Origin of the sequence: Cedecea sp. VD22 (assembly GCF_037150195.1) — a bacterium.
Taxonomy (GTDB): Bacteria; Pseudomonadota; Gammaproteobacteria; order Enterobacterales; family Enterobacteriaceae; genus Cedecea.
In genome coordinates, this window is the sequence record NZ_JBBCPX010000002.1 from 106,566 (window position 1) to 127,946 (window position 21,381).

The following is a 21,381-nucleotide window of genomic DNA, read 5'->3' on the forward strand; positions in this document are numbered from 1 at the left end:
TTATTCCGCCGGGCCTTAAGTCCGGCGGAATATCAGCAGCTTAACTTTTATTACCCGGTATAAAACATGTTTATGAAACAAGCCGCGGAAAGGACGACACAGGCGTTTTTTGGCATTTTCGCAGGATGTGAAACATCATGACTTCAACGAATACAAGCTATGAACCCTGGCTGCAGGCCATGCTGGCCGTCGCGCGCCACTATCGGCTGGATTTCTCGGAAGAGCACGTCCGCGTGGTGGTTAACCAGGAAAACCAAAGCCCGCAGCAGCTGGTGCTGGAAGATATGGCCCGCCAGCTTGGTTTAGCGATGCGTCGCGCCCCGGCGGACGTCTCGCTTATCGACCCGTGGCGCTTGCCGCTGGTGGCCGAGCTTGAGGGGGGCCAAATAGCGGTGGTTACCCATATGGATAATCACGGGCAACTAAGCCTGCAGCTTAGCGGCGATGGCGGTCTGGAGACGGTGATCGTTCGGGATGTGCTGGCCAAAAGGCTAAAGAGCCTGGTTGTGCTGCGCCCGCTGAATTCAATTCCCGATGCACGCGTCGATGATTACGTGAAGCCCTATCAGAAAAACTGGTTCTGGACGCTGGCGCTGAAAGACTGGAAACGCTACGGCGATATCATGCTGGTGGCGATGGCGGCCAACGTGCTGGCGCTGGCCGGGATGATCTTTTCCATGCAGGTGTATGACCGCGTGGTGCCCTCGCAGTCGGTGCCCACTTTGTGGGTGCTGTTTGGCGGCGTCATGCTGGCTATCCTCTTTGAATTCACCATGCGTATGCTGCGCGTGCATATTGCCGATGTGGTCGGCAAACGGGCCGACCTGCGTATCTCCGACAGGGTTTTTGCCAGGGCGTTACGCATCAAAAACAGCGCCCGGCCAAAATCTACCGGCTCCTTTATCTCGCAAATTCGCGAGCTGGAGTCGGTGCGCGAGCTGATTACCTCCACCACCATCAGCACCGTATCGGATATCCCGTTCTTCCTGCTGTTTGTTTTTATTCTCTGGCTGATAGGCGGCCCGCTGGTGTTCGTTGTGCTGCTGGCGATCCCGCTGCTGCTGATCCCCGGTTTACTGGTGCAGCGCCCGCTGGCGCACCTTTCGAATGAGGGGATGCGCGAGTCGGCCATTCGCAATGCCACGCTGGTAGAAGCCGTGCAGTCCATCGAAGACATTAAACTGCTGCGCGCCGAACAGCGGTTCCAGAACCAGTGGAACAACACCAACGACGTTGCCGCGGCGGTCGGGATGAAACAGCGCTGGCTGACCAGCCTGCTCATGACCTGGACGCAGGAAGTGCAGTCCATTGTTTATGCCGTGGTGCTGCTCGTCGGCTGTTACCTGGTGATTAACGGCGACATGACCACCGGCGCCCTGGTGGGGACGTCCATTCTGGCCTCACGCACCATCGCGCCGCTGGCGCAGATTTCCGGCGTGCTTTCGCGCTGGCAGCAGGCGAAGGTGGCGCGCAAAGGGCTGGACGACCTGATGCAGCGCCCGCTGGACGATCCTGAACAGGGCAAGAAAGTGCATAAAGCCCACCTGCAGGGGAACTACCAGCTCAACTACGCGGCGTTTTATTACGACGAAGAAGAGAAGGTCAACGATTTGGACATTGCCAGCCTGACGATCCGCGCCGGGGAAAAAATTGCGGTGCTCGGGCGAAACGGTTCGGGTAAAAGCACGCTACTTCAGCTTTTGGCGGGGATGCAAACGCCTCAGCACGGCCAGATTTTGCTGGACGACACCAGTCTCGGGCAAATCGACACTGCCGATTTGAGACGCGACATGAATCTGCTCAGCCAGCAGGCGCGGCTCTTCTTCGGCTCAATACGTGACAACCTCACCATGGGGCGCCCGTTAGCCACGGACGAAGAAATACACCGGGCGCTGGCGCTAAGCGGGGCGCTGGAATTTGTGCAAAAACAGAAAAATGGCCTCAACTACACGATCAGCGAAGGCGGTAGTGGGCTATCGGGCGGCCAGCGGCAGGCACTTTTGCTGGCCAGAACGCTGATCCTGCAGCCGCAAATCTTATTACTGGATGAACCTACAGCGTGGCTGGATGAAGTCAGCGAGCAGCAGCTTATCCAGCAGCTTGGCCCGTGGCTCGGCAACCGCACGCTGGTGGTGGCCACGCATCGTATCCCAATTTTGCAGTTGGTTAACCGCATCATCGTGCTGGATAACGGCCGCATCGTAATGGACGGCCCAAGGGACCAAATCTTGCAGCAGCACGGTCTTATGGAAAAAAAAGCTGCCCCTCGCAGAACCGCGACCTTAAAACCGGCAGGTGACACGGAGGTTCGGGCATGAACGACATCACGCGTTATAACAGCCGACTGAAAGAGCCGGCGCTTCCACGAGCAAGCCTGGTGGCGTGGGCACTTGGACTGATGCTGCTCGCATTTGTGTTGTGGGCAAACTTTTTCTCTCTGGACGAAGTGACCACCGGGTCTGGCAAAGTCGTGCCGTCCTCTCGCGAGCAGGTTATTCAGTCCCTGGAAGGCGGCATCCTCTACAAACTGGACGTTCGGGAGGGGGATATTGTAGAGAAGGGCCAGGTTCTCGCGCAGCTCGATCGCACCAAAACCGAGTCCGGTGTGCAGGAAAGTGAATCCAGGCTACATGCCGCGATGGCTACCGCCGCACGACTGAAGGCTGAAGTGAGCGGCACGCCGCTGGTTTTTCCCGACATGTTACCTGGAGATAGCGAACTTGTTCGCCAGGAAACCGCGCTTTATAACTCGCGCCGGAGCAGTCTTGAAAAAGGGGTTGCCGGATTGCGGGAAGCCATCTCGCTGGTTCAGCGCGAGCTGGCGATGACGCAGCCGCTGGTTAAACAGGGCGCGGCAAGCAGCGTGGAGGTCCTGCGCCTGCAGAGACAAAAAAACGAGCTGGAAAACAAAATTACCGAAATGCAGAACCAGTATTACGTGCGCGCGCGCGAAGAGCTGGCGAAAACTAACGAAGAAATTGAAACCCAGCGCTCGGTGATGCGCGGGCGAGAGGACTCGTTAACCCGGCTCAAATTTACCGCGCCGGTCAGGGCGATAGTGAAGGGCATTGAGGTCACAACGGTGGGCGGCGTCATCCCGCCAAACGGAAAACTCATGACTTTGGTTCCGCTCGACGATCAAATGCTGATTGAGGCAAAAATTTCACCACGCGACGTGGCGTTTATTCATCCCGGCCAAAAGGCGCTGGTGAAAATCACCGCCTATGACTACTCGATTTATGGCGGGTTAAAGGGCGTGGTGACCACTATTTCACCGGATACGATTCAGGATGAGGTCAAACGTGATGTTTACTACTATCGGGTTTATATCCGCACCGATGTCAGCCAACTGACAAACAGGGACGGCAAAACGTTTCCGATATTTCCGGGGATGATTGCCACCGTGGATATCAAAACCGGTAGCAAATCGGTACTCGATTACCTGCTGAAACCGCTGAATAAAGCAAAGGAAGCCCTCAGAGAACGATAATCAAAAAAGCCGGCGAAAGCCGGCTTAATGTTGTTCAAAATATCGTCGGGTCGATATCCAGACCGTACATGATAAAGGAAAAATAATATCCAAAATAAGACTCAGCCGTTTCCATGAAGGCACGGTGTATTTCGAGCTTGCCCTCACTGTCTTCACTGAATAATCCGGCCATAATGCCGCAATTAACAATGCGTCTCAGATGCATTCTCGAGACAAAAAGATCTTTGGACGTTTTATTATAATTAGGCTTCAGCCACCAGCGGCCATCATCATCCTGTTTTGCCCTCAGGTATATTCTCAACATAATGATATGCCCGGCATCTTTGTCAACAAACATGGCGCTGTTGGGGACCAGTCGACTTAAAATGACTTCGTCAAAAAGAAGGTTGGCGCTGCGCCGGAAAAAATTCGCAAATGTATTTTCATCCTCCAGAGCGTGAAACGACAGAGCATTTTCCGGTAGCAAAAATTTCAATGAAGGGATGGATATTTGCATATAGCTGCGGGTTTCATTGAGACCCTTTACGCTCGGGGAATACAACAGAACCCGACGGTCATCCTCACTTTTTTCAAGCGTCATTCTGCCGGTGATGCGTAGGAGCGTGACCAGAGAATTCACGGTGTTCAGGCTGGTCAACCCCATTTTTACGCAAAACTCTTTGATGTCTGCGAGCACCGCCTGGCGGTCACCGTAGTGAAAACAGAGCAGGGCCAGAACCACATGAAAGCGCGAGCTTTGCAGAATGGTTTTATAAAAAAGAGGTTGTTTTTTATAGGTGATTAACAGGTGATCATAATGATGCTGTATGGCTTCTCGAAAACGAGGATGTTTTTTAACTTGTTGGCTGTATTTATCGATGGTGTCTTGAAGTTTGTGTCGTGTCATATTGTTTTTTCTCGGTATTCAGCTATGGCGCAAATGCTCCATAAAACGACTGCTAAAGGCAGAGATAAAATGCACGTTATACGTGATTTTTATTTAGTGATTGCAAGTTGATATCGTTTTTGAGTATATCACTGTTTATTTTAAAGTTAAAAATATGATTCTATTTTTTCTTGTTTTTAATTTTTTTTAACCAAAAATGCTTATCGTTCTCATTTTTTTGATTTTGAAATTATGTGGAAATAATATCTCCGGGCAGAGGAAAACAGTGTGAGGTCATGTACAAAAAACATGCAGCGAGCGTTACGCCTGGATTACTGTCTTTTCCGTCAGGTTTGCAGCCGATGTAGCAGTTAAAGTTGCGGCGACTTCGGTAAAATGATTAAGGATTATGCCAACGAAGTACTCACTTTTGTTTCTGCTTCATCTTTAATTTTCTATTTTTTTTTCGGGCTTAAAATGCTCTCCGTTCAGAGCGAGGGATAATACCTTAATTAAGATTTTGTTCATGGTGCTTATCGCCATTTTATTATAATGTCCTATGCCTTATTTATGATATGGATATTGCTATGGCTATTTGTAAAAGCATTAATCAATTTTTATTTGAACGAAAAAAGAGAAGTTTAAGCATTGATTTTAATCCTGCTGATGCAAAGCCAGTTGCTTATTATAAAGCGATTGAAATAGGTGAGAAAAAGAATGGGAAAGCTACCCGACTCCGTCTGGGATACGTCAGTGATTATTTGGGTACAGGAGAGCCGGGTCTTATGGTGCATGGTTCTCAAAGCGGTAAGTTATACATCATGGGGGATGGACCTGATCCTGTTTATCAGACATTTACACCGGAAGATCTTCACCGTTATCTTATTTTTCGCCATTCACTTGATCTCTCGAGAGATAAAAGACCGCTACATCTTTTAAGCTGTTATTCTGGCGAGGCAAAAGAAAATTCTGAAGAGCTTAGCGTGGCGCAGAGGTTAGCTAATGTATTGCAGAGAAGAATATATGTATATGGTGGATATGAACGTTTATCTTATAAATCGGAATATCAAGGGATTTTAGGTCTTTTAAATAATCAGGGGGCTATTTTTAAGGAGCGAAATCCTTTTGATAATAATCCGAGATTACCCCTTGTCGGGAAATTGATTACTCCAGCTTCACCCTTTAACTCGTTAAGAAATCGGTGATTTTTAGCCAGCGGCGAACAACATCGAAATAACTAAAGGGCAGGGCTTGCCCTTTACATAGCGTTGTGAAAAGAAAACGGCGATTATTATATTTGCTACAAAAACAGGCTTCGGCAGGCGTCAGAAAAGCAAGATACAAAGTCTTTCTATACCCATCTTTCATGTGATATCGTAAGTTACATGATATTTAAGAGGTCATTTGACCTTTTATCCATGATGGTGATGTTTAGCCGCAGTGCACCGCCGGAGGTGAAGTGATGAACGACACAAATGATATCTTTAACGCGGAATTTTCCCGCCAGTACGATGCCAGCAGCGAACGTCTGAAAGACATCTCTAACAACCTACACGCCTTGCTGTCATTGCTTCTCAGGGATCTTCCAACTGAGGCGAAAGTGCTTTGCGTGGGCGTAGGGACCGGCACCGAAATCGTCCGGCTGGCAAAACAGCATCCTGACTGGCATTTTACCGGGGTCGATCCTTCCCCCGATATGCTGGCCGTCTGTGCAGAAAAGCTTGAACGGGAGGAGCTGAGTGGCCGCTGTGAGCTGATTGTAGGCCACGTCAAAGACGTCCCGGAACAGGATAAATTTGATGCTGCGCTGTGCTTACTGGTGGCGCATTTTATTCAACATCCGCAGCGGGGCGGGATCTATCAGCACATCGGCGACAGGCTAAAACCCGTGGGACAGCTGATTGCCGCAGAAATAGCGGGAGATATGGCGGATCCCGATTTTGACGGGCAATTAAGATACTGGGTTGCGCTGCAGCAGGCTTATACCCAACGCCAGCGCGATATTGCTGAGGTAAAGGCTGAGCTCAACCAGCGGTTGCTCTTGTTGCCGCCTCGCCAGACCGAAGCTCTGCTGCGCGAAGCCGGGTTCGCCAGCGTAACACCGTTCTTCCAGTCGCTGCTGATTCACGGCTGGCAGGCGGTAAAATCTTCAGGCGGGCGGGAATAGCACGCCGCAAAACTGAGAGTTCATCGTTTTTTTCTTCTTAATGACCAACTATAACGCATTAATTAAGGTGTTATAGTTGGTTTGTTATTTCATCTATTATCTGGTTGGCTGCTATTCCGGCGCGGCAAAAGAGAACTCAGAGGAGCTAAGCATTGCGCAGCAATTGGCGAATGTTTTACATAGAAAAACAGGGTCACATGGTGGTCATGAGTAAGCCTATTATTATGGTAAATACCAAGAATTAATCGGTGTGATAAATAATGTGGGGGGGTATTTACACCCATGATGAAATAAATTTAAAAAGACTAAATCAATGCTGGCTACGCCACATTTTTATTATTCATGATAAACCAAAATGATTACCTAAGCCAGGTCGAATATTTCGTCCAGGCGTTAAATAAACGGCGCGCTGTAATAGTGCGCCGCAAACCCTTTATTTACTGGTCGTTTCCTCTGATTTCACAAGCGTCGGCGTTTCGTTAAAGAAATTCCACGGCTTCAGCAGGGCATGTACCCACTCGGTCGGCATGATGGGCCACTCTTCGGCGCGGGCGATATGCGTGGTGCCGGTGGTTAGCCAGACCACATTATCCGTGTTCTCAAGCGACTGATTGTCTTTGCTGTAAGCCCCTAAACCGGTGTCGTGCGCAGAGCGGTTCGGGTATTTCCCTTCAGAATAGCGCTCATCCGGGTTGTAGCGGGTTACCCACAGCTGCTTATCCATAAAGCTCAGGCGATGATAAATCCACTCGTCCGGGGCAAACTTCGCGCCGGTGGCGACCGGGTGAGTCCCGCCCGCGTAGGGGATCAGTTGGTAGGAGACCGGGTTGCCCATGCGGTTTTCTTTGTTCGGATTGCTCAGCAGGCGGACAGTGCCAGGGTCAAATTTCTGCGCGGCGTCCTGCTCGTTTTTAATCGCATACTCATTGGTTTGCATGGTACTGGTGCGCGGGCCGCCGCTGGTATTTGGCTTCACCACCGGGTCAATCGCGGTCAGGCTGTTGTTTTCGCCGTCCACGTCCAGGTCCAGACGGAAGTTGTAGATGTGCTGATGCGTTGTGCCGACAATATTATGGTCGATCAGCGTCCCGTACCGGGTATCTTCTTTGGCGGTGGCATCATGCATGGTTTTGGCCTTCACGCCTTTGACCGCCTCAATGCCGGTCGCGCCTGCATCAATGCCAATGGTGCCGTTCTGATGGAAGACCCAGTCAAAGATGTAGTCGTAGTTGCCGACGGTGCTTATCCAGCGGATCACCAGCTCACGGCGTTCGCTGCTAACGTTCGGCTGGCCCATTTCCTGATGTTTGTATTCCGGCCCGGCGTAGCGCTCGAAAATGGCAATTGCTCGAGGAATGGTGATGGGTTTACCGGTGTAATCGGCCAGGGTTTCGTCCAGCAGAACCGCGTTCGCCGGCGCATCTTTGCCGCGCACGATAGGGGACGTGAGCGTGCCCATGCCGTAATCCCCGGCGTCCAGATACGCTTTAAAATACCAGCCGATGTCCGGGTCGCCATAAGGCACAATCATCCCGCCGAGCGACCCTTCATACATGATCTTCCGTTTAGTGCCGTTGTCGTTGTAGGTCACGGTGGAAATCATCGGGCCAACGCGGGAATTCAGACGCAGGTGCAAATCCCAGTTTTGCCAGTGAATCGTGTCGCCGGTAATGGTGTAGTTTTTTCCCTCCGACTCAATGATATCCAGCGGCTTGAGGTTGGCAGCCTGCCGGTCGCGGCCATCATAAGGGCGGGGCGTCATCGGCACAGGAATGACCGGGCCTTCCTCAATTTTGATGATTTTTTTCTGCTCGAGATCCACCACCGCGACCAGGTTCTCAATCGGATGTGCCCAGTAGTTGCCGTCGCCCACGTCAAGATAGCTCACCACTTTCAGCAGGCGCTGATCCTGCTTCAGGCCGTCTTTACCGTCGAAATAGCCGACCGTCAGCGGCGTTGTGACGACCTTCGACGGATCGCTGATACCGCGTTTTTTCACCGCTTCCGCGAATTCTTTGCTGTTGTTGATGATTGACTGCACGCTGGCAAAATCGTCCAGCAGCACCATGCCCTGTGCGCCTTCGATAGGCTTCCAGCTCTTAACTATCCCGGCGGCCAGATCCACCGTGGCTTCAATAATATGGCGGCCATCCAGCATGATGACGTCCGCCTCGCGTGGTTGGCTGACGCTGGTGCCGTCCATCACAAACTTCCAGACTTGTTCTTTAGGCGGCTCGCGTAGTGAGATTTCGGTAAAGCGAATAGTCGGCTTGTAGTTAGCCGCGTCTTTGATTATCTCCACCGTTTTATTAATTTCGTCGGCGCTCAGAGAGTTCAGCGGGTGCGGCTTTTTCTCGACGGCAAAGGTTTGATCCAGCCCGGACTGGAAGACTTCATTGATAAACCCTTCGGAGATAAACGCCGTTTTACCTTTAAAGATCACCGGCACTTCAAGCTTCAGCGTTTTGCCGTTAACGATGGCGGAGGTGGCATTAGGCTTCACCTTCACATAGGCACCGTCTTTCACGAGGGTGAACATCTGCGCGTAATCGTCCCACTGGACGTCGGCGCCAAAATCCGTCAGCGTTTTTTGCATCGGCACCATATGTGCCTCGCCGCCGTGGGCAAAAGCGGGGGCGTTAATCCCCGCCGAAGTCAGGAGCGCAATAGCCAGCGCCAGCGCTTTTTTTCCAGTTTTCATTGTCATCGCTTTCTCACCTTAAAAGTGCGTTGTGTTGTTATGTGCGTGCTGGATAAAGACTGTCGGATTCAACATAACAACTTCCGCCTGGGCTTCCCTTGTGCTCCCTGCCAAGTGTTTTGCTGTGGTTGCCAGAATGTAGGATTGGTGAGGATTGTGGCTCCGGGTTGATAAGCGTCGGGTTAAATTCAGCCCTCACCTCAGAGGGAGAAGGAGAAAATAAACGACGGGAAGATTTTTATTCCCTCTCCCATTTAGGGAGAGGGTTAGGGTGAGGGTAAAAACCAAACTCGGTGACGAACTCTTATGAGGCAAAATCACCGTGCAGACGGGCCACCAGCGTCAGGATCGAGTAGCGCGCAACAATCTGCTGATGCTGGTTGGTGACATCCACCGCCCATTCCACCACGCCAACCGGCTTATCTTCCGCCGTCTTCTGCGGCTTGGCGGTTTTGCGTTTGCAGGTCAGGCGCACCTGAATGGTATCGTCGATTTTTACCGGCTCGATAAAGCGCAGATTTTCCATGCCGTAGTTGGCAATCACCGGCCCGACACCTGGGTCAACAAACAGCCCGGCGGCGGCAGACACCACAAAGTAACCGTGCGCCACGCGCTCGCCGAAGAACGACTCCGCCGCGCCAATTTTGTCGGTATGGGCGTAGAACCGGTCGCCGCTCAGGTTGGCGAAGTTGGTGATATCAGCTTCGGTGACGGTGCGGCGGGCAGTCAGAATACTTTCCCCGATGCGCAGCTCCTCAAAATGTTTGCGGAACGGATGCAAGGCGTCCTCGTGAACTTTTGCGCCGTAGTTCCATTGCCCGCTAACGGCGGCCAGCATCGTCGGGCTGCCCTGAATGGCGGTGCGCTGCATATAGTGCTTCACCGCCCGCAGGCCGCCGAGTTCTTCCCCGCCGCCCGCGCGACCTGGGCCGCCGTGCACCAGCATCGGCAGCGGAGAACCGTGCCCGGTGGATTCCACTGCAGACTCCTGGTTCAGCACCTGAATGCGCCCGTGAGCGCGGGCCGCGCCGAGAATAAAGTGACGTGCCGTTTGCTCATCGGCGGTCACCAGCGTCCCCGCCAGGCTGCCCTGACCGGCGCGAGCCAGCGCCATGGCATGTTCGGCATCCCGGTATGGCATCACGGTCGCTACCGGGCCGAAGGCCTCAAGCTCATGCACCGCAGGCGTTTCGTCAGGCTGTTGGCAAAGCAGCAGGGTTGGCGGGAAGAACGCGCCCGGCTGTGCAGTATCGGCCTTGCCGCCCAGCAGGACATCATAGCCGGCGCCAACCAGTTGGTCGACTTTCCGCTGCACGTCATCCCGCTGCTCAAGGCTGACCAGCGCCCCCATGCGCACGCCTTCGAGTGCCGGGTCGCCGGGCTGTATTTTTTCCAGTTTCGCTTGCAGCGCTTCAATCACCGAACCCAGCCGGTTTTGCGGCACGATAATCCGGCGAATGGCGGTGCATTTTTGCCCTGCTTTGGCGGTCATCTCGCGCACGACTTCCCGCACGAACAGCGCAAACTCAGGTTGTTCAGGCGTGACATCTTCCGCCAGTACGCAGCAGTTCAGCGAGTCGGCTTCCATGGTGAAGGGAATTGAACGGGCAACGATATTTGAGTGACAACGTAACTTCTGGCCTGTGCTGGCCGAGCCGGTGAACGTCACCACGTCCTGCTCATCCAGGTGCTCAAACAGATCGCCCACGCCGCCGCAGATCAGGCTTATCGCCCCGTCAGGCACCAGCCCTGATTCCACAATCGCTTTTACCATCACCTGAGTTAACTGCGCGCTCGCCGTGCCGGGCTTGATAATCGCGGGCATCCCGGCCAGCCAGGTTGGGGCCAGTTTCTCGAGCATTCCCCAGCAGGGGAAGTTAAAGGCGTTGATGTGCAGCGCTACGCCAGACTTCGAAGTGAGTACGTGGCGGGCCGCGAATCCCCCCTGTTTGGACAGCGGCATCAATTCGTCTTCCGGCCACAGCGTGTCGTCCGGCAGCTCGCGGTTGCCCATTCCGGCGTAGGCAAACAGCGTACTGATGCCGCCTTCAATGTCTACCCAACTGTCGGCGCGGGTGGCACCGGTCTGGTAAGAGACCTGGTAAAACGCTTCTTTCTGCGCCAGCAGGTGCTTAGCCACCGCTTTTAACATCGCGGCACGCTGAATAAACGTCATCGCCTGCAGCGCTTTGCCACCTTGCGCAATGGCGAAGCGCTTTGCCGCCGCCATATCCGCCCCTTCGCTGGTCACCTGCCACAGCGGTTCGCCGCTAACGGCATGAAAAATAGTTCTTTCTTTTCCCTGGCCGCTAAACCACGTCCCGGACAGATAGCTGGTTAACTGTTGCATCTCACTCTCCATTACATGCTGCATTTAATCATTGCAGTGTTTGTTTTATGAATCATAAAAATCAAGCTGTAATTTAATGAATTGTTAACATTGTGATGGCTTGTGTTTTTTGTTATTGATTTATCTCAATGATAAGTCTGGTTTTTACGATATTTAGCGTGATAGACCTCACAAACGTGCGGTGTAATCTTTGCGATCTTCGTTAACTTATCTGTAACTTTTAATCATGAAGTGATTCGCAATATCGCAAATTGTTGAGTTAAGTTGAATCATAAGGTGATGCCGTGACAGAACAAGAACGCTTTGATGAGCGCATCCAGCAGGAAACCGCCATCGAACCACAGGACTGGATGCCGGAGGCTTACCGCAAAACGCTGATCCGCCAGATAGGCCAGCATGCGCACTCGGAAATCGTTGGCATGCTGCCGGAAGGTAACTGGATAACTCGCGCCCCCAGCCTGCGCCGCAAGGCCATTCTGCTGGCCAAAGTGCAGGATGAAGCCGGGCACGGGTTGTACCTCTACAGCGCGGCGGAAACCCTGGGCTGCGCCCGGGAAGATATCTACCAGAAGATGCTCGACGGCAAGATGAAATACTCCTCCATCTTTAACTACCCGACGCTCAACTGGGCCGACATCGGCGTGATTGGCTGGCTGGTGGACGGGGCAGCCATAGTCAACCAGGTCGCGCTGTGCCGGACCTCGTATGGCCCGTACGCCCGGGCGATGGTGAAAATCTGCAAAGAAGAAAGCTTCCACCAGCGGCAGGGATTTGAAGCCTGCACCGTGCTGGCGAACGGCAGCCCCGAACAGCGCCAGATGCTGCAGGACGCCATTAACCGCTTCTGGTGGCCGGCGCTGATGATGTTCGGACCCAACGACGACAACTCGCCGAACAGCGCCCAAAGCCTCGCCTGGAAAATCAAACGCTTCGGCAATGACGAGCTGCGTCAGCGCTTTGTCGACAATACCGTGCCGCAGGTTGAGCTGCTGGGCATGACCGTGCCAGATCCCGATCTGTATCGCGATGAGGTCACGGGCCATTACCGCTTTGGCGACATCGACTGGCAGGAATTCAACGACGTGGTGGCCGGGCGCGGCTTATGCAACGAAGAGCGCCTCGCCGCCAAGCGCAAAGCCTGGGAAGAGGGGGCATGGGTGCGCGAAGCCGCCCTTGCGTATGCCGAAAAACAACAGGCCCGCACCGCCGCCTGAAGGAGTAAGAGATGAGCAAAATTTACTGGCCGCTGTATGAAGTCTTTATTCGCAATAAAAAAGGGCTGTCCCATCGCCACGTTGGCAGCCTGCACGCCGCCGACGACCAGATGGCGCTGGAAAACGCGCGCGACGCCTACACCCGCCGCAGCGAAGGCTGCTCCATCTGGGTCGTGAAAGCGAGCGAAATCGTCGCCTCCCAGCCGGAAGAGCGCCCGGAGTTTTTCGACCCGGCAGACAGCAAAGTCTACCGCCACCCAACGTTTTACACGCTGCCTGACGGCATCGAGCACATGTGAGGCCGCCAATGACACTCGATCCTGTAGCGACCTACAGCCTGCGCCTCGGCGACACCTGCCTCGTGCTGGCCCAGCGCCTGAGCGCCTGGTGCGGCCATGCGCCGGAGCTGGAGATTGATCTGGCGCTGGCCAACATTGGCCTCGACCTGCTCGGCCAGGCGCGCAACTTCCTGACCTACGCCGCCGAGCGCGAAGGCGAGCACCTCGACGAAGACAGGCTGGCCTTTGGCCGCGACGAGCGCGAGTACCGCAATCTGCTGCTGGCGGAACAGCCCAACGGTGATTTCGCCGAAACGCTGGTGCGTCAGTACCTGCTGGACGCGTGGCACGTCTCGCTGTTCAGCCGCCTGGTAGAAAGCAAAGATCCGCAGCTGGCGGCCATCGCAGCCAAAGCCATTAAAGAAGTGCGCTATCACCTGCGCTTCAGCCGTGGCTGGCTGGTTCGCCTGGGCAACGGCACTGAGCTTTCGCAGGCGAAAACGCAAAGTGCTTTAAACAAACTATGGCGCTTCAGCGGCGAAATGTTCGTTGTCGATGAGCTGGAAACCATGCTGGCGGAGCAGGGCATCGCCGTCGACCCGCGTAGCCTCAAGGCCGAATGGCTGCAAGAAGTGACCGCCGGACTGAGCGATGCCTCGCTGCAGGCCCCGGCAGAGCAGCCATACCGCACCGGCGGTAAGCAAGGCTTGCACACCGAACACCTCGGCCCGCTGCTGGCTGAAATGCAGTACCTGCAGCGCGCTTACCCGAACCAGCAGTGGTAAGGAGGAGAGGATGCAAACCGCCACGCTTCAGCCCGCTGCCGTCCGCGATGTCTGGCGTCTGCTGAGTGAAATCAGTGACCCGGAAATCCCGGTGCTGACCATCACCGACCTCGGGATGGTGCGCAGCGTCGAGCACCGCCCGGACGGCTGGCATATCGGTTTTACGCCAACCTATTCCGGCTGCCCGGCCACTGAATTTTTGCTGGCCGCAATCCGGGAAGCCCTGGAAGGCGCAAAGCTGAGTCCGGTGCACATCAGGCAGGTTTTGCATCCCGCCTGGACGACGGACTGGATGTCGCCGGAGGCTAAAACCCGGCTGCGCGAATACGGCATCAGCCCGCCGCAGGGACATGCCTGCCACGCGACGGTCGCCGCCCAGGTGACTTGCCCACGCTGCGGGAGCGAACACACGTCGCTCATCAGTGAATTCGGCTCCACGGCCTGTAAAGCGCTTTACCGCTGCGACAGCTGCCGGGAACCCTTTGATTACTTTAAATGTATTTGAGGATGCCATGACAACGTTTCATTCCCTGAAAGTGGCACGCATCGAACCCGAAACCGCAGAGGCGGTAGCGATTACCTTTGCGGTGCCGGACGCGCTGCGCGGGCAGTACCGCTTTCGTCCAGGGCAGCATTTGACGCTGAAAGCCCGACTGGGCGGGGAAGAGCTGCGCCGCTGCTACTCTATTTGCCGCTCTGAGGATCCCGGCGAAATCTGCGTGGCGGTAAAAGCCATTGAAGGCGGCCGCTTTTCACAATATGCGGTCAGCGATTTAACCGCCGGGATGTCGCTCGAGGTGATGGTGCCGCAGGGAACGTTTGGCTACCAGCCGGAAGCGGAAACTCGCGGCAACTATCTGGCACTCGCCGTCGGCTCCGGCATCACGCCGATGCTGGCCATTATCGGCGCCACGCTCGCCACCGAGCCAGAAAGCAGCGTGACTCTGGTTTACGGCAACCGCAGCAGCGCCAGCATGATGTTCCGCCAGGCGCTGGCCGACCTGAAAGATCGCTACCCGCAGCGCCTGCAGCTGATTTACCTGTTCAGTCAGGAAAGGTCGGACAGCGACCTGCTCAGCGGCCGGCTGGACGGCGAAAAACTGAAGCAGCTTGGCGACCACCTATTGGACGTCAAAGGCTTTGACCGCACGTTTATCTGCGGCCCGCAAAGCATGATGCAGGCCACCGAAACCGCGCTGAAAGAGATGGGCGTCGCGCCTCAGGATATCTACCTCGAACATTTCAACACGCCGGGCATTGCGCCGGGTGCCCGTTCCCGCGCTCAGGCTGCGGGTAAAACCGTCATCCTGCGCCAGGACGGCGTAGATCGCCAGATTACCCTGACCGCCGGGGACGAAAGCATTCTCGACGCGGCCCTGCGCCAGGGCGCGGATCTGCCGTATGCCTGCAAAGGCGGCGTCTGCGCCACCTGCCGCTGCAAGGTGCTGCAGGGCGAAGTGGAAATGGGCGTCAACTACAGCCTGGAGCCGGATCAGCTGGCCGCAGGCTACGTCCTGAGCTGCCAGGCGCTGCCGAAGGGCGACGACGTGGTGCTCGACTTTGACGCGCAGGGGGTGTGATGGGCGAACTTCTTAGCCAGCAAAACGGCCGGGTGTTAACCCTGACGCTGAACCGCCCGCAGGCGCGGAACGCGCTCAACAACGCGCTGCTGACGTTGATTGCCGAAGCGCTCGAAGCTGCGCAGCAGGACGCCGCCATTGGTGCCGTCGTCATTACCGGCAGCGAACGTTTTTTTGCTGCCGGAGCCGATCTCAAAGAGATGGCCAGCCGGGATATGCCCGCCACGCTCAACGACCCCCGGCCACAGCTTTGGGCTCGTCTCGAGCGTTTCCCTAAACCCCTGATCGCTGCCGTGAACGGCTATGCGCTCGGGGCTGGCTGCGAGCTGGCGCTGCTGAGCGACATCATCGTGGCCGGGGATAATGCGCGCTTCGGCCTGCCGGAAATCACGCTGGGGATTATGCCCGGCGCGGGCGGCACGCAGCGGCTTATTCGTAGCGTAGGCAAAGCGCTGGCTTACCGCATGGTGCTGAGCGGCGAAGCTATCGACGCGGATCGGGCTTTACGTGCCGGGCTGGTCGCCGAAGTGCATCCCGCAGCCCTAACGCTGGAATACGCCCAGAAGCTTGCCGCCGGTATTGCCAGTCATGCGCCGCTGGCGCTGCAGGCCGCCAAAAATGCGCTTCAACAGGCACAGAACACGGGCCTGAGCCAGGGGCTGCTGCAGGAACGCCAGCTGTTTACACTGCTCGCCGCCACCGAAGATCGTCGGGAAGGCCTCGCCGCTTTCCTGGAAAAACGACCTGCTGAATTCAAAGGACGTTAATCATGAGTTTTATTGTCAGCGATGTGCAAAACGGGGTGATGACCCTGACCCTCAACCGCCCGGAGCGGCTGAACAGCTTCAACGACGAAATGCATCGCCAACTGGCGGAAGTTCTCACCCAGGCCGAGCGGGACGAAACCATCCGCTGCCTGCTAATCACTGGCGCAGGGCGCGGCTTCTGTGCCGGGCAGGATCTCAACGACCGCAACGTTGACCCAAGCGGTGACGCCCCGGACCTCGGCTACTCGGTTGAAACGTTTTATAACCCTCTGCTGCGCCGCCTGGCGAAATTGCCAAAGCCGGTGATTGCGGCGGTTAACGGCGTGGCGGCGGGAGCCGGGGCTACGCTGGCGCTGGGCTGCGACATGGTTATCGCCGCGCGTTCAGCAAAATTTATTATGTCTTTCAGCAAGCTGGGGCTGGTGCCCGACTGCGGCGGCACCTGGTTCTTGCCTCGCCTGACCGGGCGGGCGCGTGCCATGGGGCTGGCGTTACTTGGCGACATGCTTACCGCCGAGCAGGCGCACGACTGGGGCATGATTTGGCAGGTCGTGGACGACGAACAGCTCAGCGATACCGCCCGCCAGCTGGCCCAGCACTTTGCCACCCAGCCGACCTTTGGCCTGGGGCTTATCAAGCAGGCGCTTTACGCCTCGGAAACCAACACCCTGGACGCCCAGCTCGACCTGGAGCGCGACTATCAGCGCCTGGCTGGCCGCAGCGAAGATTACCGCGAAGGGGTGTCTGCTTTTCTGGCGAAGCGCCCGGCCACCTTTAAGGGGAAATAAGTATGTTAACTCCTGAGGCCGTGATTGCGGTGATTGGCAGCGGCACCATGGGCGCAGGTATTGCCCAGGTGGCGGCCAGCGCGGGTCATCCGGTGTGGCTGTACGACATTCAGCCCGGCGCAGCAAAGCGTGCGATAGACGGCATTGATACCGTACTCAGCGCCCGCGTAGCCAAAGGCAAACTTGACGAGGCGCTCCGTCAGTCAACGCTTGCCCGGCTGCATCCGGCGGAAACGCTGGCTGATTTGGCTCAGGCCGCGCTGGTGATTGAGGCCGCCGCCGAACAAATTGACGTCAAGCAGGCCATCTTCCGCGATTTAGCGGCGGTCTGCGGGGCTGATACCGTCTTTGCCAGCAATACCTCATCCATTTCTATCACCGCCATCGCCAGCGGCATCAGCCACCCGGCGCGCGTGGTCGGACTGCATTTCTTTAACCCTGCGCCGGTGATGAAACTGGTCGAAGTGGTCAGCGGCCTGGAAACCTCGTCGGAGATTGCCGAGCGGCTTTGCGAGCTGGCTCTGCGCTGGGGTAAACAGCCGGTGCGCTGCCATTCCACGCCGGGCTTTATCGTTAACCGCGTGGCTCGGCCTTTTTATGCTGAAGCCTGGCGCGCGCTGGAGGAGCAGGTTGCCCCGGCGGCGGCTATTGATGCCGCGTTACGCGACGGGGCGGGCTTCCCGATGGGGCCGCTGGCGTTAACGGATCTGATAGGTCAGGACGTCAACTTCGCCGTCACCTGCTCGGTGTTTAACGCCTTTTGGCAGGAGCGTCGTTTCCTGCCTTCTCTCGCCCAGCAGGAACTGGTGCTTGGCAAGCGGCTGGGCAAGAAAACCGGGCAGGGCGTCTACCGCTGGCCGCTTGAGGCGAAACCGGCATATCAGCCTCAAGTGCCTGCCGAACTGGCGGCTAAACAGGTCACGCAGGTCGGCAAAACTCTTGAAATCGACGGCATCGCCGTTGCCATAACCAGCGGTATTACGGCCACCGCCATGTCGGCCGAGCTGAAACGCCCGGTAGTGCTGCGGGACAGACTCGCCGAGTCTTCGCTGGAAGTGTTAGCGCCGTCGGCTTCGGTCACGCCTCAGCAGTTGGCGCAGGTCACCCATTACTTCCAGCAGCAGGGTAAACAGGTGCTGGTGATCGGTGACTACCCTGGCATGCTGGCCTGGCGCACCGTGGCGATGCTCGCCAACGAAGCGCTGGATGCGCTGCAGAAAGGCGTGGCTGCGGAAGCCGACATCGATACCGCCATGCAGCTCGGCGTGAACTATCCGCACGGGCCGCTGGCCTGGGGAGCCCGCCTGGGCTGGCAAAACATTCTGACGCTGCTGGAAAATCTGCAGCGCCATTACGGAGAAGAGCGCTACCGCCCGACCTCTTTACTGCGCCAGCGAGCGCTGCTGGAGAACCAACATGAGCACTAACGCCTGGGATAACGCCCGCGTGATGTACGCGCGGGACAACTGCGCCAGACAGATGGGCATTGAAGTGGTTGAGATGGGCGACGGTTTTGCTCTGCTCACCATGACCATCACTGAGGCCATGCTTAACGGGCACCAGACCTGCCACGGCGGGCAGTTGTTTACGCTCGCCGACACCGCTTTTGCCTACGCCTGCAACAGCCAGGGGCTGGCGGCGGTGGCCTCCGGCTGCAGCATTGAATTTCTGCGTCCCGGCAAGGCGGGGGACCGGCTTAAAGCGGTGGCTAGGGTGCGCCAGCAGGGGCGGCAGACGGGCGTCTACGATATCGAGATCAGTAATCAGGACGAGAAGACGCTGGCGCTGTTTCGCGGCCGCGCCCATCGCATCGGGACGACGGTTTCAGGAGAAAAATTATGAGTCAGGCTTTTATTTGCGATGGGGTACGCACCCCGATTGGCCGCTACGGCGGCGCGCTTGCGAGCGTGCGCGCGGATGACCTGGCCGCGCTGCCGCTAAAAGCGCTATTGGCACGCTATCCCACTCTCGACTGGAGCGCCGTAGACGACGTGATTTTTGGCTGCGCGAACCAGGCCGGGGAGGATAACCGCGACGTGGCACGCATGGCGACGCTGCTGGCCGGTTTACCACAGACTGTGCCGGGCACCACGATCAACCGCCTGTGCGGCTCCGGGCTGGATGCCGTGGGCTTTGCGGCTCGCGCCATCAAAGCCGGTGACGCTCAGCTCATGCTGGCAGGTGGGGTGGAATCCATGTCTCGGGCACCGTTTGTGATGGCCAAAGCCAGCTCGCCGTTCCAGCGTCAGGCCGAGATGTTTGACACCACCCTTGGCTGGCGTTTTGTGAACCCGCTCATGGCAGCGCAATTTGGTACTGACAGCATGCCGGAAACGGCAGAGAATGTAGCGGAATTGTTAAAAATAAGCCGTGAAGACCAGGACCGGTTTGCGTTTCGCAGCCAGCAGCGTACCGCTCTCGCGCAGCAGAAAGGCATTCTGGCTGAAGAGATTGTGCCGGTCACGCTAAGCGGTCGCAAAGGCGCGGTGACGGAAGTAAGGGAAGACGAGCACCCGCGGGCGGAAACCACGCTTGAACAGCTGGCGGCGCTAAAAACGCCGTTCCGCGCGAACGGCGTCGTGACGGCGGGCAATGCTTCCGGCGTGAACGACGGGGCGGCAGCGCTGCTTATCGCCAGCGAAGCTGCCGCGCTGCAGCACGGCCTGGCGCCTAAGGCGCGCATAGTCGCGATGGCGACGGCGGGCGTGGAGCCTCGCCTGATGGGGCTGGGGCCGGTGCCTGCGGTACGTAAAGTGCTGGAGATGACCGGATTAAGCATCCACGACATGGATCTGATTGAACTCAATGAAGCCTTCGCCGCGCAGGCGCTCGGCGTGCTTCGCCAACTGGGGCTTCCGGATGATGCCCCGCATGTGAATCCTAACGGCGGCGCGATTGCCCTGGGACACCCGCTGGGGATGAGCGGTGCCAGACTGGCGTTAACGGCCAGCCTGGAGCTGCACCGGCGCGGCGGGCGGTATGCCCTTTGCACTATGTGTATCGGTGTGGGTCAGGGCATTGCCCTGGTCCTTGAGCGTGTGAGCTAGTCAAACCTGCGAGTACCCTAATAATGATAACCTCTGAAACCAAGCTGGAACCGATTGAAACCGCATCGCTGGATGAGCTTCAGGCCCTGCAGACGCAGCGCCTGAAATGGACGCTGAATCACGCCTACAGCAACGTCCCGATGTATAAGCGCAAATTTGACGCCGTGGGCGTGCACCCTGACGATTTTAAAGAGCTGAAAGACATTCGCCTGTTCCCGTGCACCACCAAGCAGGATCTGCGCGATAACTATCCTTTTGACACGTTCGCCGTGCCGATGGAGCAGGTCGTTCGCATTCATGCCTCCTCCGGCACCACGGGCAAACCTACCGTTGTGGGCTACACCCAAAACGACATTGATACCTGGGCTAACCTTGTGGCGCGTTCGCTGCGTGCCGCAGGCGGAACGCCAAAAGATAAAATTCACGTCTCCTACGGCTACGGGTTGTTTACCGGCGGGCTGGGGGCGCACTACGGCGCAGAGCGCCTCGGGGCGACAGTGATCCCGATGTCCGGCGGCCAGACGGAAAAACAGGCGCAGCTGATCCGTGATTTTAAACCGGACATGATCATGGTCACGCCGTCCTGGTGCCTGAACCTGATTGAAGAGCTGGAACGGCAGATGGGCGGCGACGCCAGCGGCTGCTCGCTCCGCGTCGGGGTCTTTGGTGCGGAGCCGTGGACCAAAGCGATGCGGGCGGAAATTGAACGTCGCTTGGGCATTACCGCGCTGGATATCTACGGCCTGTCGGAAGTGATGGGGCCGGGCGTGGCAATGGAATGCCTGGAATCCCGGGATGGCCCGACGATTTGGGAAGACCATTTCTACCCGGAAATCGTTGACCCGCAGAGCGGTGTCCCGCTGGACGACGGCGAGCACGGCGAACTGCTGTTCACCACGCTGACCAAAGAGGCGCTGCCGGTGATCCGCTACCGTACCCGCGATTTAACGCGCCTGCTGCCGGGCAGCGCTCGTACCATGCGCCGAATGGATCAGATAACCGGCCGTTCAGACGATATGCTGATTATCCGGGGCGTGAATGTGTTCCCGTCCCAGTTGGAAGAGGAGATCCTGAAATTCCAGCACCTGGCACCGCATTATCAGCTGGAGGTGCATCGTCGCGGGCACCTGGATACCCTGGCGGTCAAGGTGGAACTGAAGGAAAGCAGCCTGTATCTCAGCCACGAACAGCGCTGCGCGGTTTGCCATGAGCTGCGCCACCGCATTAAGTCGATGGTGGGGATTTCAACGGATATCACCATTGTGAACTGCGGCAGCCTGCCGCGTTCAGAAGGAAAAGCTATCCGGGTGTGCGATCTTCGTCAGGCGGCGAATCATTAATCATCCGTG

18 protein-coding genes are annotated in these 21,381 nt (G+C 56.7%); 15 read left to right on the plus strand and 3 right to left on the minus strand.

Going from position 1 to position 21,381, the window contains the following annotated elements; all coding sequences use genetic code 11:
* Positions 1 to 137: 137 nt before the first annotated feature.
* Positions 138 to 2,318: a type I secretion system permease/ATPase gene (locus tag WFK85_RS06575; protein WP_166992165.1), complete on the plus strand. Its 2,181-nt coding sequence runs from the start codon at positions 138 to 140 to the stop codon at positions 2,316 to 2,318.
* Positions 2,315 to 3,490 carry an HlyD family type I secretion periplasmic adaptor subunit gene (locus tag WFK85_RS06580; protein ID WP_166992168.1) on the plus strand — a complete coding sequence of 392 codons (1,176 nt, stop codon included), beginning with the start codon at positions 2,315 to 2,317 and terminating at the stop codon, positions 3,488 to 3,490. Before WFK85_RS06575 ends, WFK85_RS06580 begins: the two co-directional genes overlap by 4 nt.
* Before the next feature lie 34 nt (positions 3,491 to 3,524).
* Here WFK85_RS06580 and WFK85_RS06585 read toward each other — a convergent pair whose 3' ends face one another.
* Positions 3,525 to 4,376 carry a hypothetical protein gene (locus tag WFK85_RS06585; protein WP_008461399.1) on the minus strand — a complete coding sequence of 284 codons (852 nt, stop codon included), beginning with the start codon at positions 4,374 to 4,376 and terminating at the stop codon, positions 3,525 to 3,527.
* 566 nt (positions 4,377 to 4,942) lie between these two features.
* On the opposite strand from WFK85_RS06585, the gene WFK85_RS06590 reads away from it, so the two are divergent.
* Together WFK85_RS06590 and WFK85_RS06595 are read left to right on the plus strand one after the other, a co-directional pair.
* The gene (locus WFK85_RS06590) at positions 4,943 to 5,560 is read left to right on the plus strand and encodes a hypothetical protein (protein ID WP_336707252.1); all 618 of its coding nucleotides are present in this window, start codon (positions 4,943 to 4,945) and stop codon (positions 5,558 to 5,560) included.
* A 257-nt stretch (positions 5,561 to 5,817) separates the two neighbouring features.
* Positions 5,818 to 6,522 carry a class I SAM-dependent methyltransferase gene (locus WFK85_RS06595; protein ID WP_336707250.1) on the plus strand — a complete coding sequence of 235 codons (705 nt, stop codon included), beginning with the start codon at positions 5,818 to 5,820 and terminating at the stop codon, positions 6,520 to 6,522.
* Positions 6,523 to 6,955: 433 nt separating this feature from the next.
* Here the strand turns inward: WFK85_RS06595 and tynA are convergent, their stop codons facing one another.
* A complete protein-coding gene (gene tynA / locus WFK85_RS06600) occupies positions 6,956 to 9,229 on the minus strand; it encodes a primary-amine oxidase (RefSeq protein ID WP_336707249.1) in 2,274 nt (757 codons plus the stop codon).
* Positions 9,230 to 9,527: 298 nt separating this feature from the next.
* The gene (gene paaZ, locus WFK85_RS06605; protein WP_336707247.1) at positions 9,528 to 11,573 is read right to left on the minus strand and encodes a phenylacetic acid degradation bifunctional protein PaaZ; all 2,046 of its coding nucleotides are present in this window, start codon (positions 11,571 to 11,573) and stop codon (positions 9,528 to 9,530) included.
* Positions 11,574 to 11,857: 284 nt separating this feature from the next.
* Here paaZ and paaA point away from each other — a divergent pair, with 284 nt between their 5' ends.
* The 11 genes from paaA to paaK are packed head-to-tail and all read left to right on the plus strand — an operon-like array spanning position 11,858 to position 21,372.
* Entirely contained in the window at positions 11,858 to 12,787 is a 930-nt protein-coding gene (gene paaA, locus WFK85_RS06610; RefSeq protein WP_166992182.1) for a 1,2-phenylacetyl-CoA epoxidase subunit PaaA, read from the plus strand.
* An 11-nt stretch (positions 12,788 to 12,798) separates the two neighbouring features.
* On the plus strand, positions 12,799 to 13,086 hold the full coding sequence (gene paaB / locus WFK85_RS06615) for a 1,2-phenylacetyl-CoA epoxidase subunit PaaB (protein ID WP_008461407.1): 288 nt from the start codon (positions 12,799 to 12,801) through the stop codon (positions 13,084 to 13,086).
* 8 nt (positions 13,087 to 13,094) lie between these two features.
* Positions 13,095 to 13,850, plus strand: a complete 756-nt coding sequence (gene paaC, locus WFK85_RS06620) for a 1,2-phenylacetyl-CoA epoxidase subunit PaaC (RefSeq protein ID WP_336707244.1) — start codon at positions 13,095 to 13,097, stop codon at positions 13,848 to 13,850.
* A gap of 10 nt (positions 13,851 to 13,860) precedes the next feature.
* Positions 13,861 to 14,355, plus strand: coding sequence for a 1,2-phenylacetyl-CoA epoxidase subunit PaaD (paaD, locus tag WFK85_RS06625; RefSeq protein ID WP_166992188.1), 495 nt, complete (start codon positions 13,861 to 13,863; stop codon positions 14,353 to 14,355).
* Positions 14,356 to 14,362: 7 nt separating this feature from the next.
* Complete coding sequence (paaE, locus tag WFK85_RS06630) at positions 14,363 to 15,430, plus strand: 1,2-phenylacetyl-CoA epoxidase subunit PaaE (RefSeq protein WP_166992191.1); 1,068 nt, start codon at positions 14,363 to 14,365, stop codon at positions 15,428 to 15,430.
* Complete coding sequence (gene paaF, locus WFK85_RS06635) at positions 15,430 to 16,197, plus strand: 2,3-dehydroadipyl-CoA hydratase PaaF (protein WP_336707242.1); 768 nt, start codon at positions 15,430 to 15,432, stop codon at positions 16,195 to 16,197. The genes paaE and paaF overlap by 1 nt, the downstream gene beginning before the upstream one ends.
* Positions 16,197 to 16,985, plus strand: coding sequence for a 2-(1,2-epoxy-1,2-dihydrophenyl)acetyl-CoA isomerase PaaG (gene paaG / locus WFK85_RS06640; protein WP_336707356.1), 789 nt, complete (start codon positions 16,197 to 16,199; stop codon positions 16,983 to 16,985). Before paaF ends, paaG begins: the two co-directional genes overlap by 1 nt.
* Before the next feature lie 2 nt (positions 16,986 to 16,987).
* Positions 16,988 to 18,412, plus strand: coding sequence for a 3-hydroxyacyl-CoA dehydrogenase NAD-binding domain-containing protein (locus WFK85_RS06645; protein WP_166992197.1), 1,425 nt, complete (start codon positions 16,988 to 16,990; stop codon positions 18,410 to 18,412).
* Complete coding sequence (gene paaI, locus WFK85_RS06650; protein ID WP_166992200.1) at positions 18,402 to 18,827, plus strand: hydroxyphenylacetyl-CoA thioesterase PaaI; 426 nt, start codon at positions 18,402 to 18,404, stop codon at positions 18,825 to 18,827. The genes WFK85_RS06645 and paaI overlap by 11 nt, the downstream gene beginning before the upstream one ends.
* Entirely contained in the window at positions 18,824 to 20,032 is a 1,209-nt protein-coding gene (pcaF, locus tag WFK85_RS06655; RefSeq protein WP_336707239.1) for a 3-oxoadipyl-CoA thiolase, read from the plus strand. The genes paaI and pcaF overlap by 4 nt, the downstream gene beginning before the upstream one ends.
* Before the next feature lie 23 nt (positions 20,033 to 20,055).
* A complete protein-coding gene (paaK, locus tag WFK85_RS06660; protein WP_336707238.1) occupies positions 20,056 to 21,372 on the plus strand; it encodes a phenylacetate--CoA ligase PaaK in 1,317 nt (438 codons plus the stop codon).
* The last annotated feature ends 9 nt before the right edge of the window (positions 21,373 to 21,381 follow it).

What these genes read in the sequence shown, in the direction of transcription:
- WFK85_RS06575 (WP_166992165.1), top strand. Translation starts at nt 138, where the DNA reads ATGACTTCAACGAATACAAGCTATGAACCCTGGCTGCAGGCCATGCTG.
- WFK85_RS06580 (WP_166992168.1), top strand. Translation starts at nt 2,315, where the DNA reads ATGAACGACATCACGCGTTATAACAGCCGACTGAAAGAGCCGGCGCTT.
- WFK85_RS06585 (WP_008461399.1), bottom strand. Translation starts at nt 4,376, where the DNA reads ATGACACGACACAAACTTCAAGACACCATCGATAAATACAGCCAACAA.
- WFK85_RS06590 (WP_336707252.1), top strand. Translation starts at nt 4,943, where the DNA reads ATGGCTATTTGTAAAAGCATTAATCAATTTTTATTTGAACGAAAAAAG.
- WFK85_RS06595 (WP_336707250.1), top strand. Translation starts at nt 5,818, where the DNA reads ATGAACGACACAAATGATATCTTTAACGCGGAATTTTCCCGCCAGTAC.
- tynA (WP_336707249.1), bottom strand. Translation starts at nt 9,229, where the DNA reads ATGACAATGAAAACTGGAAAAAAAGCGCTGGCGCTGGCTATTGCGCTC.
- paaZ (WP_336707247.1), bottom strand. Translation starts at nt 11,573, where the DNA reads ATGCAACAGTTAACCAGCTATCTGTCCGGGACGTGGTTTAGCGGCCAG.
- paaB (WP_008461407.1), top strand. Translation starts at nt 12,799, where the DNA reads ATGAGCAAAATTTACTGGCCGCTGTATGAAGTCTTTATTCGCAATAAA.
- paaC (WP_336707244.1), top strand. Translation starts at nt 13,095, where the DNA reads ATGACACTCGATCCTGTAGCGACCTACAGCCTGCGCCTCGGCGACACC.
- paaD (WP_166992188.1), top strand. Translation starts at nt 13,861, where the DNA reads ATGCAAACCGCCACGCTTCAGCCCGCTGCCGTCCGCGATGTCTGGCGT.
- paaE (WP_166992191.1), top strand. Translation starts at nt 14,363, where the DNA reads ATGACAACGTTTCATTCCCTGAAAGTGGCACGCATCGAACCCGAAACC.
- paaF (WP_336707242.1), top strand. Translation starts at nt 15,430, where the DNA reads ATGGGCGAACTTCTTAGCCAGCAAAACGGCCGGGTGTTAACCCTGACG.
- WFK85_RS06645 (WP_166992197.1), top strand. Translation starts at nt 16,988, where the DNA reads ATGTTAACTCCTGAGGCCGTGATTGCGGTGATTGGCAGCGGCACCATG.
- paaI (WP_166992200.1), top strand. Translation starts at nt 18,402, where the DNA reads ATGAGCACTAACGCCTGGGATAACGCCCGCGTGATGTACGCGCGGGAC.
- pcaF (WP_336707239.1), top strand. Translation starts at nt 18,824, where the DNA reads ATGAGTCAGGCTTTTATTTGCGATGGGGTACGCACCCCGATTGGCCGC.
- paaK (WP_336707238.1), top strand. Translation starts at nt 20,056, where the DNA reads ATGATAACCTCTGAAACCAAGCTGGAACCGATTGAAACCGCATCGCTG.